9 protein-coding genes, 3 tRNA genes, 3 rRNA genes and 2 pseudogenes are annotated in these 17,816 nt (G+C 40.9%); 8 read left to right on the plus strand and 9 right to left on the minus strand.

Features of this window, described 5'->3' with window-relative positions:
* Positions 1–23 precede the first annotated feature (23 nt).
* Positions 24–497, plus strand: a complete 474-nt coding sequence (locus ACU5DF_RS15735) for a type IV pilin protein (protein WP_446713515.1) — start codon at positions 24–26, stop codon at positions 495–497.
* Positions 498–785: 288 nt separating this feature from the next.
* Here the strand turns inward: ACU5DF_RS15735 and ACU5DF_RS15740 are convergent.
* The 9 genes from ACU5DF_RS15740 to rluD all read right to left on the minus strand — a co-directional run bounded on the left by ACU5DF_RS15740 (position 786) and on the right by rluD (position 11,064).
* Positions 786–862, minus strand: a tRNA-Trp gene (locus tag ACU5DF_RS15740).
* A 38-nt stretch (positions 863–900) separates the two neighbouring features.
* Positions 901–977: transfer RNA gene (locus tag ACU5DF_RS15745), tRNA-Asp, on the minus strand.
* A gap of 92 nt (positions 978–1,069) precedes the next feature.
* Positions 1,070–1,185, minus strand: a 5S ribosomal RNA gene (gene rrf, locus ACU5DF_RS15750).
* A gap of 124 nt (positions 1,186–1,309) precedes the next feature.
* Positions 1,310–4,201: ribosomal RNA gene (locus ACU5DF_RS15755) — 23S ribosomal RNA — on the minus strand.
* A 327-nt stretch (positions 4,202–4,528) separates the two neighbouring features.
* A tRNA-Glu gene (locus ACU5DF_RS15760) sits at positions 4,529–4,604 on the minus strand.
* Positions 4,605–4,670: 66 nt separating this feature from the next.
* Positions 4,671–6,213 (minus strand): 16S ribosomal RNA (locus ACU5DF_RS15765).
* Together the 16S, 23S and 5S rRNA genes with 3 tRNA genes alongside form the textbook arrangement of a ribosomal RNA operon.
* A gap of 459 nt (positions 6,214–6,672) precedes the next feature.
* Positions 6,673–9,258, minus strand: coding sequence for an ATP-dependent chaperone ClpB (gene clpB / locus ACU5DF_RS15770; RefSeq protein WP_446713516.1), 2,586 nt, complete (start codon positions 9,256–9,258; stop codon positions 6,673–6,675).
* Positions 9,259–9,357: 99 nt separating this feature from the next.
* Entirely contained in the window at positions 9,358–10,089 is a 732-nt protein-coding gene (gene pgeF / locus ACU5DF_RS15775) for a peptidoglycan editing factor PgeF (RefSeq protein ID WP_446713517.1), read from the minus strand.
* On the minus strand, positions 10,090–11,064 hold the full coding sequence (rluD, locus tag ACU5DF_RS15780; RefSeq protein WP_045101331.1) for a 23S rRNA pseudouridine(1911/1915/1917) synthase RluD: 975 nt from the start codon (positions 11,062–11,064) through the stop codon (positions 10,090–10,092).
* A 161-nt stretch (positions 11,065–11,225) separates the two neighbouring features.
* Here rluD and bamD point away from each other — a divergent pair, with 161 nt between their 5' ends.
* The 7 genes and pseudogenes from bamD to ACU5DF_RS15815 all read left to right on the plus strand — a co-directional run bounded on the left by bamD (position 11,226) and on the right by ACU5DF_RS15815 (position 17,588).
* Positions 11,226–11,951, plus strand: a complete 726-nt coding sequence (gene bamD, locus ACU5DF_RS15785; RefSeq protein WP_045103263.1) for an outer membrane protein assembly factor BamD — start codon at positions 11,226–11,228, stop codon at positions 11,949–11,951.
* 79 nt (positions 11,952–12,030) lie between these two features.
* Positions 12,031–12,537, plus strand: coding sequence for a helix-turn-helix domain-containing protein (locus ACU5DF_RS15790; protein ID WP_446711479.1), 507 nt, complete (start codon positions 12,031–12,033; stop codon positions 12,535–12,537).
* Positions 12,501–13,379, plus strand: a pseudogene (locus ACU5DF_RS15795) (IS3 family transposase); the annotation flags it as partial. The gene ACU5DF_RS15790 and the pseudogene ACU5DF_RS15795, both read left to right, overlap by 37 nt.
* A 365-nt stretch (positions 13,380–13,744) precedes the next feature.
* Positions 13,745–14,107: a ribosome hibernation-promoting factor, HPF/YfiA family gene (gene hpf / locus ACU5DF_RS15800; protein WP_045101330.1), complete on the plus strand. Its 363-nt coding sequence runs from the start codon at positions 13,745–13,747 to the stop codon at positions 14,105–14,107.
* A 119-nt stretch (positions 14,108–14,226) separates the two neighbouring features.
* The gene (gene pheA / locus ACU5DF_RS15805) at positions 14,227–15,405 is read left to right on the plus strand and encodes a prephenate dehydratase (RefSeq protein WP_446713518.1); all 1,179 of its coding nucleotides are present in this window, start codon (positions 14,227–14,229) and stop codon (positions 15,403–15,405) included.
* A 70-nt stretch (positions 15,406–15,475) separates the two neighbouring features.
* Positions 15,476–16,531: a polyamine ABC transporter substrate-binding protein gene (locus ACU5DF_RS15810; RefSeq protein WP_446713519.1), complete on the plus strand. Its 1,056-nt coding sequence runs from the start codon at positions 15,476–15,478 to the stop codon at positions 16,529–16,531.
* 1 nt (position 16,532) lies between these two features.
* Positions 16,533–17,588 (plus strand): annotated as a pseudogene (locus ACU5DF_RS15815) (ABC transporter substrate-binding protein).
* The last annotated feature ends 228 nt before the right edge of the window (positions 17,589–17,816 follow it).

A 17,816-nucleotide genomic window follows, 5' to 3' on the forward strand; every position in this document is an offset into this window, starting at 1 on the left:
CCTATTTCAAGTAAGTTATCGAAATGATTCAAAAAAATAATATACTGAATACATACAAGCCTCAAAACGGTGTGACATTAGTCGAAATATTAATAGCACTTTCTATTATTTCAGTATTAAGTGCTATAGCTTATCCAAGCTATACTGCTAATATCTTAAAAAGCCATAGAGCTGAAGCTATTGAAGCAATAACAAAAACTCAACTTCATATTGAAAGCTTATATTCAGAAAGAACCGAATTAACATCAAAAGCCAGATACAAAGCTTTATTAGAACTAGTTATCAATAAAAATAATGGGGCTTGTTTGTTAGAACATGTTTGTAATATTGATAATGACAGATACCATTTATCTTACCGACTTACTGATTCAGGTATGGATATTTATACTTTAATCGCAACACCTCAGGCGAATTTGGGGCAAAACAATGACTCATGTGGGACATTATCACTTAATGCTGCAGGGGTTGGATCAGGAGCAGAAACTAACTGTTGGTAGTATTTTTAACCTTTCGATATAGGCCTTATTTAAGATGGTAGAGCTGAAGACATCCGAACTCCCAACACGCGCGTTCTTATGGTGGAGGGGAATCCGTGGCTCTTTTCTCAAATTACAAATAGCAAAAAGGCCCATATCTTTCGATACGAGCCTTTTTTAATATGGCAAGGGTGGAGAGATTCGAACTCCCAACACGCGCGTTCTTATGGTGGGGGGAATCCGTGGCTCTTTTCTCAAATTACAAATAGCAAAAAGGCCCATATCTTTCGATACGAGCCTTTTTTAATATGGCAGGGGTGGAGAGATTCGAACTCCCAACACGCGGATTTGGAATCCGCTGCTCTGCCAGTTGGAGCTACACCCCTGTAGTTATTTTAAAGACTTAACTCTGTCTATAAATAAGTGGCGGAGTGGACGGGACTCGAACCCGCGACCCCCGGCGTGACAGGCCGGTATTCTAACCAACTGAACTACCACTCCGCAGTGTCTATTCAGCATAATGCTATTACTTAAATAAAACATATTATGTTTTATTCTGTTTTTATCTTTAAAAAGATAAAAACTAATTTAAAGCCTGGCGATGTCCTACTCTCACATGGGGAAACCCCACACTACCATCGGCGCTATTACGTTTCACTTCTGAGTTCGGCATGGGATCAGGTGGGTCCATAACGCTATGGTCGCCAAGCAAATTCTTTCTATCTACCTCACTAAGAGATAAATAATAATCTGGAAAGCCGCTATTGTGTTCTTAATCACATTCAATCTGTTTCTTGTCACTTTAAATCCGTTCAAAACCCCTTGGGTGTTGTATGGTTAAGCCTCACGGGCAATTAGTACAGGTTAGCTCAATGCCTCGCAGCACTTACACACCCTGCCTATCTACGTCGTAGTCTCCAACAACCCTTTAGGATACGTATAGTATCAGGGATGACTCATCTCAAGGCTCGCTTCACGCTTAGATGCTTTCAGCGTTTATCGATCCCGAACTTAGCTACCGGGCAATGCTACTGGCGTAACAACCCGAACACCAGAGGTTCGTCCACTCCGGTCCTCTCGTACTAGGAGCAGCCCCTTTCAATCATCCAACGCCCACGGCAGATAGGGACCGAACTGTCTCACGACGTTCTAAACCCAGCTCGCGTACCACTTTAAATGGCGAACAGCCATACCCTTGGGACCGACTTCAGCCCCAGGATGTGATGAGCCGACATCGAGGTGCCAAACACCGCCGTCGATATGAACTCTTGGGCGGTATCAGCCTGTTATCCCCGGAGTACCTTTTATCCGTTGAGCGATGGCCCTTCCATTCAGAACCACCGGATCACTATGACCTACTTTCGTACCTGCTCGAATTGTCATTCTCGCAGTCAAGCGGGCTTATGCCATTGCACTAACCACACGATGTCCAACCGTGTTTAGCCCACCTTCGTGCTCCTCCGTTACTCTTTGGGAGGAGACCGCCCCAGTCAAACTACCCACCAGGCACTGTCCGCAACCCCGATAAGGGGCCAACGTTAGAACATCAAGCATACAAGGGTGGTATTTCAAGATTGCCTCCACCAATACTAGCGTACTGGTTTCAAAGGCTCCCACCTATCCTACACATGTAGGGTCAATGTTCAGTGCCAAGCTGTAGTAAAGGTTCACGGGGTCTTTCCGTCGAGCCGCGGGTACACTGCATCTTCACAGCGATTTCAATTTCACTGAGTCTCGGGTGGAGACAGCGTGGCCATCATTACGCCATTCGTGCAGGTCGGAACTTACCCGACAAGGAATTTCGCTACCTTAGGACCGTTATAGTTACGGCCGCCGTTTACTTGGGCTTCGATCAAGAGCTTCGACCGAAGTCTAACCCCATCAATTAACCTTCAAGCACCGGGCAGGCGTCACACCGTATACGTCATCTTACGATTTAGCACAGTGCTATGTTTTTAATAAACAGTTGCAGCCACCTGGTATCTGCGACTCCCGGCAGCTTAGAGAGCAAGTCTCATCACCGCTAGGAGCGTACCTTCTCCCGAAGTTACGGTACCATTTTGCCTAGTTCCTTCACCCGAGTTCTCTCAAGCGCCTTAGTATTCTCTACTCGACCACCTGTGTCGGTTTGGGGTACGATTCCTTATAATCTGAAGCTTAGAGGCTTTTCCTGGAAGCATGGCATCAATGGCTTCACATCCGTAGATGCTCGACATCGTGTCTCAGCCTAACAAGAGTCCGGATTTACCTAAACTCTTAGCCTACGCACTTGAACTTGGACGACCGTCGCCAAGCCCACCTAGCCTTCTCCGTCCCCCCATCGCAATTATAAGAAGTACGGGAATATTAACCCGTTTCCCATCGACTACGCTTTTCAGCCTCGCCTTAGGGGTCGACTTACCCTGCCCCGATTAACGTTGGACAGGAACCCTTGGTCTTCCGGCGAGGGGGTTTTTCACCCCCTTTATCGTTACTCATGTCAGCATTCGCACTTCTGATACCTCCAGCATGCCTTACAGCACACCTTCGACGGCTTACAGAACGCTCCCCTACCCAGCACAATAAATTGGCACTGCCGCAGCTTCGGTGTATAGCTTAGCCCCGTTACATCTTCCGCGCAGGCCGACTCGACCAGTGAGCTATTACGCTTTCTTTAAATGATGGCTGCTTCTAAGCCAACATCCTGGCTGTCTGAGCCTTCCCACATCGTTTCCCACTTAGCTATAACTTTGGGACCTTAGCTGGCGGTCTGGGTTGTTTCCCTCTCCACGACGGACGTTAGCACCCGCCGTGTGTCTCCCGGATAGTACTTACTGGTATTCGGAGTTTGCAAAGGGTTGGTAAGTCGGGATGACCCCCTAGCCTTAACAGTGCTCTACCCCCAGTAGTATTCGTCCGAGGCTCTACCTAAATAGATTTCGGGGAGAACCAGCTATCTCCAAGTTTGATTGGCCTTTCACCCCTAGCCACAAGTCATCCGCTAATTTTTCAACATTAGTCGGTTCGGTCCTCCAATTGATGTTACTCAATCTTCAACCTGCCCATGGCTAGATCACTTGGTTTCGGGTCTATATCCAGAGACTGAACGCCCAGTTAAGACTCGGTTTCCCTACGGCTCCCCTAAACGGTTAACCTTGCCACTGAATATAAGTCGCTGACCCATTATACAAAAGGTACGCAGTCACATAACAAGTATGCTCCTACTGCTTGTACGTACACGGTTTCAGGTTCTATTTCACTCCCCTCACAGGGGTTCTTTTCGCCTTTCCCTCACGGTACTGGTTCACTATCGGTCAGTCAGTAGTATTTAGCCTTGGAGGATGGTCCCCCCATATTCAGACAGGATATCACGTGTCCCGCCTTACTCGTTTTCACTGATGATGAGATGTCGGTTACAGGGCTATCACCTTGTATCGCGCCACTTTCCAGAGGCTTCACCTGTCTCATTAAAAGCTTAAGGGCTAACCCAATTTCGCTCGCCGCTACTTTCGGGATCTCGGTTGATTTCTCTTCCTCGGGGTACTTAGATGTTTCAGTTCTCCCGGTTTGCCTCGCTGCGCTATGTATTCACGCAGCGATACTAGCTTATGCTAGTGGGTTTCCCCATTCAGAAATCCCAGACTCAAAAGGTTTTTACTACCTAATCTGGGCTTATCGCAAGTTAATACGTCTTTCATCGCCTCTGACTGCCAAGGCATCCACCGTGTACGCTTAGTCACTTAACCATACAACCCCAAGAGGTTTCGTATGGCATAAACAACCAAGGTTGAACTCGTCATTGCGAGTTCTGGTTTTTCGCCGGATTCAAAATACAAGAACACTTGAATGTGTTTTTAATTTGTTTATCTAAGATAAACAAAAGATATTAAGAACTTTTAAATTTTGATTTAACTTAATTACAGCCTGAGCTGTTTTGTTTTACTTTTTAAAAAGTAAAAATAAATTAAGCTAAATCAGTCAGCTTTCCAAATTGTTAAAGAGCGATTTCACGCTAATGCGTGTAACCATTTTTAAAGACTCTTAAAGGCATCGCCTAAAAGAACGTTTAAAGATGGTATCCCGTAGGGGAGTCGAACCCCTGTTACCGCCGTGAAAGGGCGGTGTCCTAGGCCTCTAGACGAACGGGACACTAAGATACTCTAAATTAAAACCTTATTAATCTGTGTGAACACTCATAAATCGTAATCTATCGTTTAAGGAGGTGATCCAGCCCCAGGTTCCCCTAGGGCTACCTTGTTACGACTTCACCCCAGTCATGAACCACAAAGTGGTGAGCGTCCTCCCGAAGGTTAAACTACCCACTTCTTTTGCAGCCCACTCCCATGGTGTGACGGGCGGTGTGTACAAGGCCCGGGAACGTATTCACCGTGACATTCTGATTCACGATTACTAGCGATTCCGACTTCACGGAGTCGAGTTGCAGACTCCGATCCGGACTACGACGCACTTTTTGGGATTCGCTCACTATCGCTAGCTTGCAGCCCTCTGTATGCGCCATTGTAGCACGTGTGTAGCCCTACTCGTAAGGGCCATGATGACTTGACGTCGTCCCCACCTTCCTCCGGTTTATCACCGGCAGTCTCCCTGGAGTTCCCACCATTACGTGCTGGCAAACAAGGATAAGGGTTGCGCTCGTTGCGGGACTTAACCCAACATTTCACAACACGAGCTGACGACAGCCATGCAGCACCTGTCTCAGAGTTCCCGAAGGCACTAAGCTATCTCTAGCGAATTCTCTGGATGTCAAGAGTAGGTAAGGTTCTTCGCGTTGCATCGAATTAAACCACATGCTCCACCGCTTGTGCGGGCCCCCGTCAATTCATTTGAGTTTTAATCTTGCGACCGTACTCCCCAGGCGGTCTACTTAACGCGTTAGCTCCGAAAGCCACGGCTCAAGGCCACAACCTCCAAGTAGACATCGTTTACGGCGTGGACTACCAGGGTATCTAATCCTGTTTGCTCCCCACGCTTTCGCATCTGAGTGTCAGTGTCTGTCCAGGGGGCCGCCTTCGCCACTGGTATTCCTTCAGATCTCTACGCATTTCACCGCTACACCTGAAATTCTACCCCCCTCTACAGCACTCTAGTTTGCCAGTTTCAAATGCGGTTCCGAGGTTGAGCCCCGGGCTTTCACATCTGACTTAACAAACCACCTGCATGCGCTTTACGCCCAGTAATTCCGATTAACGCTCGCACCCTCCGTATTACCGCGGCTGCTGGCACGGAGTTAGCCGGTGCTTCTTCTGTCGCTAACGTCAAGATATGCAGCTATTAACTACACACCCTTCCTCACGACTGAAAGTACTTTACAACCCGAAGGCCTTCTTCATACACGCGGCATGGCTGCATCAGGCTTTCGCCCATTGTGCAATATTCCCCACTGCTGCCTCCCGTAGGAGTCTGGACCGTGTCTCAGTTCCAGTGTGGCTGATCATCCTCTCAGACCAGCTAGAGATCGTCGCCTTGGTGAGCTCTTACCTCACCAACAAGCTAATCTCACCTGGGCTAATCTTAGCGCGAGAGGTCCGAAGATCCCCCTCTTTGGTCCGAAGACATTATGCGGTATTAGCTATCGTTTCCAATAGTTATCCCCCACACTAAGGCATATTCCCAGGCATTACTCACCCGTCCGCCGCTCGTCAGCAAATTAGCAAGCTAATTTCTGTTACCGCTCGACTTGCATGTGTTAGGCCTGCCGCCAGCGTTCAATCTGAGCCATGATCAAACTCTTCAATTAAAGTTTTTTGGTTTGTTTCAGCAGAAACAAAACCGACTCAATGATTAATACTGATTTCTTACATAAAAGTAATTTTGTGTAGTCACTCAGTTCATTGATTATTTTTGTTTGAATTCACTTCGAAAAGTAAAAGCAAACTAGTGATTATCAACTCACAAGTGCCCACACAGATTAATAGGTTTCAAATTTTTAAAGAGCAAACTTCAAATTTAAAAGCCTTTCGGCTTTCTCTTGAAGCGGATGGTCATAATACTTACTTAATTATTAGTGTCAAGCACTTAATATACTAATATAAATAAAAAAACCTCACTGAATACTTGGCTCTGATTTAACTCATCAGCTCCGTGTCAGTGAGGCGGCATTATAGAGAGTCTTTTATTTCATGCAACTGGTTTTTTAGTAAAAACACCTAAAATCTGTTTGAGTGGTTAAAATTAACTCAACTAGTGCTTTTTAACATCAAAAGTCATCATTTTGAGTGGCAATAAGCTGATTATCTTTTACCTTTAACTTAATCACTTCACCTGTTCTTAATTTACCACTTAAAATATCTTGAGCTAAAGGGTTCTCTATATAAGTCTGAATCGCTCGTTTTAATGGTCTTGCACCATAAACAGGATCAAACCCTGCTTCTGCAATTAAATCTAGAGCTTCATTAGATATTTCTAATTGATAGTCTTTTTCATTTAACCGTTTCTCTAAACGTTGTAACTGAATAGAAGCAATATTCTTAATGTTCTCTTGGCCTAACGGGTGGAAAACAACAGTTTCATCGACTCGGTTTAAAAACTCTGGTCTAAAATGTTGACCAACCACTTCCATTACTAATGCTTTAATACCTTCATAATCCAAATCACCAAAATGTTGCTGGATTTTGTCAGAGCCTAAATTCGACGTCATGATAATAACGGTATTTTTGAAATCAACGGTACGACCTTGTCCATCAGTTAATCGTCCGTCATCTAAAACCTGTAATAAAATATTAAATACATCTGGATGCGCTTTTTCTACTTCATCAAGTAATAAAACAGAATAAGGCTTACGTCTAACCGCTTCGGTTAAATAGCCTCCCTCTTCATAACCAACATAACCGGGAGGAGCACCAACTAATCTAGCGACTGAATGTTTCTCCATAAACTCAGACATATCAATTCGAACCATCGCATCTTCACTATCAAACATAAAGTTTGCTAAAGATTTGCATAATTCCGTTTTACCAACACCTGTTGGCCCCAAAAATAAAAAAGAACCAATTGGACGGTTAGGATCAGAAAGCCCAGCTCTACTACGTCGAATGGCATTCGATACCGCTTCAACCGCTTCTGCTTGTCCTATAACTCGGTGGTGAAGCTCTTCTTCCATCTTTAATAGCTTATCCCTTTCACCTTCTAGCATTTTATTGACAGGAATACCGGTTTGACGAGACAGTACTTCAGCGATTTCACTGTCGGTTACTTTATTCTTTAATAAACTCATCTCTTGCATTTCAGCTTGAGCTGCAAGATCCAATTGTTTTTCTAATTCTGGAATACGCCCATATTGCAATTCTGACATACGACTTAAATCACCAGCACGTCTAGCAATATCCATATTACTTCTTGCTGTATCTAATTCTGTTTTTATATGTTGAGTTCCTGAAAGCGCTGCTTTTTCTGCCTTCCAAACTTCTTCCAGCTCAGAATAATCACGCTCTTTTTCTCTTAATTCAAGATTGAGAGAATCTAAACGCTTTAAGCTAGCATCATCACTCTCTTTAACTAAGGCTTGCTGCTCTATTTTTAATTGAATTATTTTACGCTCAAGCTTATCAAGTGATTCAGGCTTAGAATCGATTTCCATTCGAATACTCGATGCCGCTTCATCGATCAAATCAATAGCCTTATCTGGTAATTGCCTGTCAGATATATAACGATGAGACAACGTTGCTGCTGCTACAATTGCAGGATCAGTAATTTCAACATGATGGTGGATTTCGTAACGTTCTTTTAAACCACGTAATATTGCAATCGTATCTTCTACCGTTGGCTCATCAACAATGACTTTTTGAAAGCGTCTCTCTAATGCAGGATCTTTTTCTATGTATTGACGGTATTCATCCAGTGTCGTAGCACCAACACAATGCAAATCACCACGAGCTAATGCCGGTTTAAGCATATTTCCAGCATCCATTGATCCTTCACCTTTACCAGCGCCGACCATTGTATGAACTTCGTCAATAAAGAGAATGACGTTACCTTCTTCTTTTGCTAATTCATTTAAAACAGCTTTTAAACGCTCTTCAAACTCACCACGAAACTTAGCACCCGCAACCAATGAACCTATATCTAAAGACAGTACTCTTTTATGCTTTAAACCTTCAGGCACTTCACCGTTAATGATTCGTTGAGCTAGCCCTTCTACAATTGCCGTTTTACCGACACCTGGTTGACCAATAATAACAGGGTTATTTTTAGTTCGTCTTTGAAGAACTTGAATTGTTCTGCGAATTTCATCGTCACGTCCAATAACTGGATCCAACTTTCCTTGCTCTGCACGCTCGGTTAGATCTACAGTAAACTTCTCTAATGCTTGACGTTTTTCTTCTGCATTTTGATCATTAACTTTCTCGCCACCACGGATTTCATCAATGGATTTTGAAATTTTAGCTTCTGTCAGTCCAAACTCTCTGAATAAGTGCCCTAGTGGACCTTTATCTTCGATAGCTGCTAGCATGAATATTTCAGAAGATATGTAGGCATCTTTACGCTTTTGCGCAATTTTGTCACATAAATTAAAAATAACACCCATATTAGATGACAATTGTACGTCACCACCAATACCCATAACTTTAGGTGCTTTATCTAAAATCTCTGATAATTTAGAACGAAGTTGGGTTACGTCAATATTGAGTAATGTCAGTAATGGTCTGATAGTACTACCATCTTGATTCAATAAAGCTACCATAAGATGTGTTGGTTCTATGTATTGATGATCTTGACCTAATGCTAGCGATTGAGCATCTGAAATGGCAACTTGAAATTTACTGGTAAATCGGTCTAAACGCATAACCCTCTCCTACAGAAGAAAAGTAACTAATGTACTGTTACTCATTAAATGGGGTGTATTGCGGTAAAAATCAACTAATAGAAGGGAATATAAAGAAGATTATTCAAACCAAATTAAAGTTGCTTGCCGACCTGTTTTTCCTTCTTTTCTATATGAAAAAAATTGGTCTGTATTTGAATAAGTACAAAGATTGGAATAAAAAACATCATTAACCCCAACACAATTTAAACGTTGGGTTGCAAGTAAATCTAAATCAGCGAAGTATTTGCCAGAATGGCCTGTTGGAATAAACGCTTTTTCTGCTTGGGGGTCTTTCTCACAAAACTGTTGCTTAACGTCATCACCGACTTCAAATACCGTAGGACCAATAGCAGGTCCACACCATGCAATAAGATCACTGGAAGAAAAATGCTTAACTGTATTTTCTAAAATACCATCAAGAAGACCACGCCATCCAGCATGAACGGCAGCAACTTCGGTTCCTTCCCTATTACAAATAACAACAGGTAAACAATCAGCAGTCATTACACAACAAACCTGATTTGCTTTATTCGTATAAGCGGCATCGACAGAAGGCGGATTAATTGGATCTATGTAAGGAAGAGTGACTACTTTAGTTGAATGGATCTGATTTAACCACGTTGGTTCAGTGGGTAACTGCGCCAACGTAATCAGTTTTTCACGATTGAGCACAACATCATTATGGTTGTCACCAACATGATCACCTAAATTTAAACTCGAAAATGGTGCTTTAGAAACACCACCTAAACGAGTCGTACTAACTACGTTAATATTTTTAGGCGCAGACCATGTTGGTAACAGCTGTGACATTTAATACTCATCCTCATGCAACAGACGTTCATCGTCACGTAATGCTTGGGCTAGAGCAATAATATCATCAGGAATTGGCGCATGGAATTCCATTACTTCGCCAGTCACTGGATGATCAAAGCGTAGCATCGCAGCGTGCAGGGCTTGGCGGTCAAAACCACGTATCATATCGATCAACTCTTGTGACGCCCCTTTAGGGATACGGGCACGGCCACCATAAGCGGTATCACCCACTAATGGATGTTGAAGATAAGACATGTGCACACGAATTTGGTGAGTACGACCAGTTTCAAGACGTAAACGTAAACGAGTATGAATACGGAAATGCTCAGCTACACGGTAATGCGTTACAGCATCTTTACCTAATTCATGTACTGCCATTAGCGTACGTTTTTGTGGGTGACGGCCGATTGGTTTTTCAATCATTCCGCCAGCCGTCATACGCCCTAATACTATCGCTTCATATTCACGAGTGATCTTACGTTTTTGAAGCGCTCGAACTAAACGAGTTTGAGCCGGTACTGTTTTCGCAACGACCATTAGACCCGTAGTATCTTTATCCAAACGGTGGACAATACCTGCACGAGGTACTTCAGCAATGCTTGGGTAATGGAATAATAAGGCGTTTAATACTGTACCGTCCGGTGTTCCTGCACCAGGATGCACCACGAAGCCACGAGGTTTATTAATAACTAATAAATCATCATCTTCATAAACGATATCAAGAGGGATATCTTGGGCTAACCAACGCTCTTCATCTTCTAATTCCGCTTTAACGATAATCTCTTCACCACCCATCATTTTTAAACGAGCTTTGGTGATCACTTCACCATTAACGGTGATTTTACCCGCCAATAGCCATTCTTTAATGCGTGAACGAGAAAAATCCGAAAATAATTCAGCCGCTGCTTGATCCAAGCGTTGACCCAATTGGCTATCTTTTACTGTGCTTGTTAACTCTATTTGTTGTGCCATACCGAACTTTTTTAAATTTAGTGGTACTAATACCAAACAAATATATCATATTTGGTATCATCAACACTGTAAGTGAAATAAACTATCTACCATTGTATCTGTTAACGAGGCATTTCGTAATGGATAACTTCAGTTTTTTTAGTCAAGGATCATTTTCAAGCATGAAACGCTTAACTCTTTCTTCATTATTAGCCGTATCTTTGCTGGTTGGTTGCTCAAGCAGTGATGATGTTATCCCTGATATCCCACCATCAGAATTATATTCTCAAGCTCAAGTATCTTTACAGGCTGGTAATTGGACAAGTGCGATAGAACGTCTTGAAGCATTAGATTCTCGTTATCCTTTCGGAGCCTATTCCGAACAAGTCCAACTTGATCTTATCTATGTATATTACAAAAGTGATGACTTAGCTTTAGGTTTAGCAACCATTGAACGTTTTAACCGCCTAAACCCCGTACACCCAAAAGCTGACTGGGTACTGTATATGCGTGGATTAACGCATATGGCTCAAGACCGTAGCTTTATGCACGATTTATTTCGAGTAGATCGCTCGGATCGAGACCCAGAACCAGCACGTGCTGCATTTAAAGATTTTAAACGCTTACTCGATCGTTATCCTGATAGCCTTTATGCTGAAGATGCTCAAACTCGCCTATTTTCATTAAAAAATCGTTTAGCTGAATATGAATTAGCTACTGCGGATTTTTATCTACGTCGAGAAGCATGGATTTCCGCGATCAACCGTAGCCAAGATCTACAACGAACTTACCCTGATACAGAAGCTGCCAGAAAATCATTAACAATCATGCTAGCTGCATATAAAGAATTAAAATTAGAAGATGCTATCGCTCGAACAGAAGAGCTTATTGCATTGAATCCTCAATAGAATATATGCCGAAAAGCAAAAAGCCGTGCCTTGAACTGACCCCCAATAATTGGACAACCAATTACTGAGGGTCTTTTTTATGTCCAAATATAGTCGTGAGCTAAAACTAATTATTGCTAAGCAGTGCTTAGTTAGTCGTACATCAATTCAATTATCTAAAGAATATTCGATATCTGCTCGTCAGATACGATATTGGACTCAAGTATTTTCTATCCATGGTAAAAACTCATTTTTACCAACTACACATGCCGATAATGCCAAAACAAAATTACAAGCATTGAAATTAATGTGGACTAACAGTTGGTCTCTCACTCACACTAGTGCAGTATTAAACTTATCCTCCCCTGGCACGCTATCAGTCTGGCTTAAAACATATAATGAAGCGGGGTTTAAGGGACTCAAGAATAGTAATATAGGAAGGCCTTCAATGAAATTATTATCCAATACTACACAAAAATCAGATGACGAAATGACCATTGAAGAGCTAAGAGAAGAGTTAAGTTATTTACGAACAGAGAATGCTGTTCTAAAAAAGTTCGAAGAGCTGAAACAGAAAAAACGCCAACAAACAAAGAAAAAGCGTTAATTGTTTTAGCTCTCAAAGCTAATTACCCTTTAAAATATTTACTTCGTATCACCAGTTTGGCAAAAAGTGTCTTCTATTATCAGGCTCAAATAAGTAGAAGGCCTGATACTTATGAGCATGAGTTAGAGATGATTGAGTCTATCTACCATGAACATAAAGGACGTTATGGCTATCGACGGATCCATTTAGCTATGCGAAGAAAAGGTGTAGAGCTGAATCATAAAACAGTACAAAGGCTGATGGCGCAACTAAACCTAAAATCTATAGTAAGACCCAAAAAATATCGTTCTTATCGAGGAGAGGTGGGTAAATCAGTCCCAAATGTACTTGAAAGGGATTTTAGTGCTACGAAACCAGATGAGAAATGGGTAACCGATGTAACAGAATTTAAAGTTAACGGACAAAAAGTTTACCTATCGCCAGTGGTTGATTTATTCAATCAAGAAGTTATCGCTTATAAAGTGACAAAGAATGCACGTTTACCGCTAGTCACGGATATGCTTAAAGAAGCAATAGGCAAACTAAGTAAGGGCTCGAAGCCAATTTTACACAGTGATCAAGGTTGGCAATATCGACATAAGACTTATCAACAGGAACTTGTAAAGCATAGGCTTCAACAAAGTATGTCTAGAAAAGGAAACTGCTTAGATAATGCAGTAGCTGAAAATTTCTTTGGTTTACTTAAAACTGAAATGTATCATGGATACATCTTCAAGGATGCAGATGAGTTAATAGAAAAGATCGAAGAATATATCGAGTATTACAATACGAAGCGGATTAAGGTAAAACTAAAAGGCCTGACTCCGATAGAATATCGAAACCAGGCCTTACAAGCCGCTTAACTAAAATGTCCAACTTAACGGGGTCACTTCACCTTATCATTAAGGCACGGCTTTTTTATATCTGAGATTTATATAAAGGATGTTCAAACTCACAAAACATGGGAGATTAAAAAATAGCCATTGAAAACAGCAAGTTGAACTTAGTCCCTAAAAACGAATGTTTTCAGTAATCAATCCTTCCAATCTACCTATTTTACCCAATTCATCAAGTTTTTTTTCAAAAAAAATTCTCAGGGTTTGTTTGAGATCACATCAACATATCTAATTACGAACACTATTAAGAATAGTGATGTAGATCACTTTATTTTACTGCTGAATCCGTAATCTGAATACATGCCAAACGGGGCAAGAGAGAGGAAAATCATATGAAAGTAGAAATCACTGGTAACAACATCGACATCACTCCAGGCATCCGTGAACGTATTGAAGGGAAATTTAAAAAACTAGAAGAAAAAAGAAATCTAGACATTATTGGACGTCACGCTAGCGTTACGAAACGCGCAAATGGTAAACACAAGGTAGAAGCACAGGCGACTATCGCTGGTGGTAAAGTTGCAGCATCAGCAGAACAAGAAGACCTATTTGGTGCAATTAGAGAAATGTATCAAAAACTAGAACGCCAACTAGATAAACTGCAACATAAAGGCGAAGCTCGTCGTGCAACACATGCCCAAGCACCTGTAATTGAAGAGCCAGAAGTTGATCTAGAAGAGGAATACGAACAGTAGTCAAATAGTCAACTCAACATTTTCTGAAACAGCGCTCATTTGAGCGCTGTTTTTTCTTGACGCAAACTTAGCTATTCCTTATTGTGAATTAACTCTTAATTTACTAGGTTTGCATATTCATGACTGATACCCGCTATTCTCTTGATGAAATTCGTTTACGCCTCAATGATCTTGATAATGAATTATTAACTCTTTTTTCTGAGCGCCGTAAACTCAGCCTTGAAGTTGCTAAGAGTAAAGTTCAAACCGCAAAACCTGTCCGAGACCCCAAACGTGAACAACAACTACTTGTTAAATTAATCAAGAATGGCAAAGCATTTGATCTTGATGCTTACTATATAACTCAACTATTCCACACAATTATTGAAGATTCGGTTTTATTACAACAAGAATACTTTCAGAACCTAACCAATCCAGAATTAAGCAGAAAACCAGTAGCAAGAGTTGCTTACCTAGGTTCAAAAGGATCGTATTCTAATTTAGCTAGCCGTCGTTACTTCAGTAAGAAAAATACAGAATTAGCAGAATTAGGCTGTAAAAACTTTAGAGAGGTCATAAAAACTGTTGAATCTGGTCATGCTGATTATGGTGTCTTACCAATTGAAAACACCAGTTCAGGTTCCATAAATGAAGTATACGATCTTCTGCAGCACACCAGTTTATACATTGTCGGTGAGCTCACTCAGCAAATTGATCACTGCTTATTAACCACCACAGATACGACTCTAGAATCAATTACGACACTTTATTCTCACCCACAACCTCATGAACAGTGCAGCGAGTTTTTACACCGTCTAGAGAATGTCGAATTAGTTTCATGCTCAAGTACTGCTGATGCCATGATTGCTGTAAAAGACATCAATTCACCACATGTTGCAGCTATCGGTAACTCTGACAGTGGTAAACTTTATGGTCTCCAATCCTTAATTACTAATATTTCAAATCAAACTGATAATCAAACTCGCTTTATTGTTGTCGCAAGAAAGCCCGTTGATGTTTCAGAACAAATTCCAGCGAAAACAACATTAATTATGTCAACATCCCAAGATGCTGGCTCTCTGGTTGAATCCCTATTAGTTCTACGTAAATACGGAATTAATATGAGTAAATTAGAATCTCGCCCTATTATGGGAAATCCTTGGGAAGAGATGTTTTATATTGATTTACAAGCCCATCTAAAATCAGAGGCAATGAGTGCTGCAATTGAAGAGCTAACATCTATAACTCAATATTTAAAAGTGTTAGGCTGCTATCCAATTGAAAATGTAACCCCTACAGATATCCCTCAATTAAACTAACGACACAACGGTTGTTATTGGTTCGTCATTCTGTAAAATAGGCCTGCATTTACTTCTATGTAGGCCCTATATGATAAAAAATACGCTAATTAAACTACTCTACCTATTGACGTTATTTAGCTCTAATTGCTTTGCCCTGCCTACAGAAAAAACATTAACTATATTGAACTGGGAAGATTATTTATCACAACAAGTAATTGATAAATGGTACCTCGAAACTGGTGTGAAAATTGAACAGGTTCTCTTTGATAATGATGAGAAAAGAGATCATATCCTCAATACCGGCGCAGGTATTGATATTGTGATTATTGACGAAGTCAGTGGTCATCACTTCATGAAACAAAAAATGTTGGCTTCTTGGTCTCCTGGGACAATATCAAACAGTAAGTACATAGAAGAACTCTGGCTTAACCAATGTTCAGACAATAGCATTCCTTACTTCTGGGGAGCATTAGGGCTAGCATACCGAAGTTCAAAAATAGCTCCCCCTACCTCTTGGAAAAATATTTTATATCCTAACGACGAATTATACAGCCGTATAATGATGATGGACGATACCTCTGATTTACTGCTTCCATCCCTGTTTATCCGTAATGCCTCCATTTCAACTGTAACGACACATACCCTCAAAGACATTTATAACGAATTAAAACAACAATCAAAATTTGTTCATTCTTACAATTATCCGATAAGCTATTTTATAGGGAATCCTAATGATAATAATATTTATATTACAATGGCTTATAGTGGAGATGAAGAAACGCTGAATAAGAAGTCCTCTTTTTCTGATTGGAAATTCATTACTCCAAAAGAAGGGACCATTGTGTGGGTTGATTGTTTATCTGTGTTAGAAAGCTCAAAAAATAAAGAGCTGGCTTTTCGCTTTATTAATTTTTTACAACGCCCAGACATTGCCTTACTAAATACATTAGATCTAAAAAACAACCCAACAAACGCTAGCGTATCAAAACAATTACTTCTGCTTAACGATAACTGGGGAGCTTCCCTACCAACAAGTAAGGTCATGAATTTAAGCCAAGAATATACCTACGAAGACGTAAATAACAAATACATCCGAAAGCGAATTACAGAGTCGATAATTAAATATCATGAAAAAAATAATTAAGATGCAACTTATAACTCTCAGTACTTTTGCCTTACTGTCTTTAAGCTTAGCATCTAGTGCTATAGCTTCCAGCAAGCAAAACTCATCGCTTACTCTTTTACTTTGGGAGGGCAGTATTGCACCTGAAGTAGAAGAAATTTGGGTAAATAAAACAGGCATTGAACTCGATAAAGTCTTCATTGATAGTGATAATCAACGTGACAAAATCCTATATCAAAGAAAAACAAGTAATATTGATATTGTGGTGATTGATAGTGCTTCACAGCAGGAGCTAAAAGAAAACAATATAATTAGTGACCTATCAACATTAAATCACAGAAGTGATATGGATAAACGCTGGCTAAATGCTTGTGGTACTCATTCCATTCCCTATTTTTGGGGAACAGTAGGATTAGTCTATAGAAAAGATAAATTTCCAACGCCCCCGACATCATGGACAAGTATTACTGAGCCTGCTGACAATATCCGTGGTCATATTGGTTTAACTAACTCATTAATTGAAACCTTCATGCCTTACTTATTGGCAAAAGGATAGCCTATTGATGCAGATGAAAAAGAGGTATTAAAAACAACGTTCACATATATTATCTCGAATATTTCAGATATTTTAACCTTCGAATACCCTTTAACATTTATTGAATCTTCTGCGACGGATAATGAACTTTACATTGCATTATCCTACAGTGGTGATCAGTATTACTTATCTGAAAAGGGAGAGTATGAGTGGGGCTACACGATCCCAAAAGAAGGAACCCAGCTCTGGGTCGATTGCTTAACTGTCATGGAGCACTCTAAACATAAAAAAGAAGCAAGGCAGTTAATTGAGTTTTTAAGTCGTCCAGATATCGCAGCACTGAATACATTGTATGTGGAAGTTGCCACACCAAACTTAAGCGCAATAAAACAAATGCCAAAAGAGTTTACTAACGACAACACTCTTTTTCCACCTCAAGAGATCATTAACAACAGTACATTTAATATCTCATTAGATCATAAACAAAACCAAATTCGCAGTCGAATGTTGCGAACAATTTTAAAGCAGCATGAATCTAAATAAACGCGTCATTACACTTATAATTCCTGTCATCATTGCTATTTATGGCATTGGAACCTATCTGATCTATAAAGGTCAAGTTCAAGATTTAGTTCACTCTGAGCAGCAACAGTTAGAGCGAAACATGTCTGAATTGTCGATAGTCTACGCTAACCGTATTCGCTTTATTGATAGCTATCTATACGCATTAAGCCAAAGCAATTCAATACATAACTATTTTGAAGACCGTAG

The sequence above is a fragment of the Aliivibrio wodanis genome (assembly GCF_052920805.1).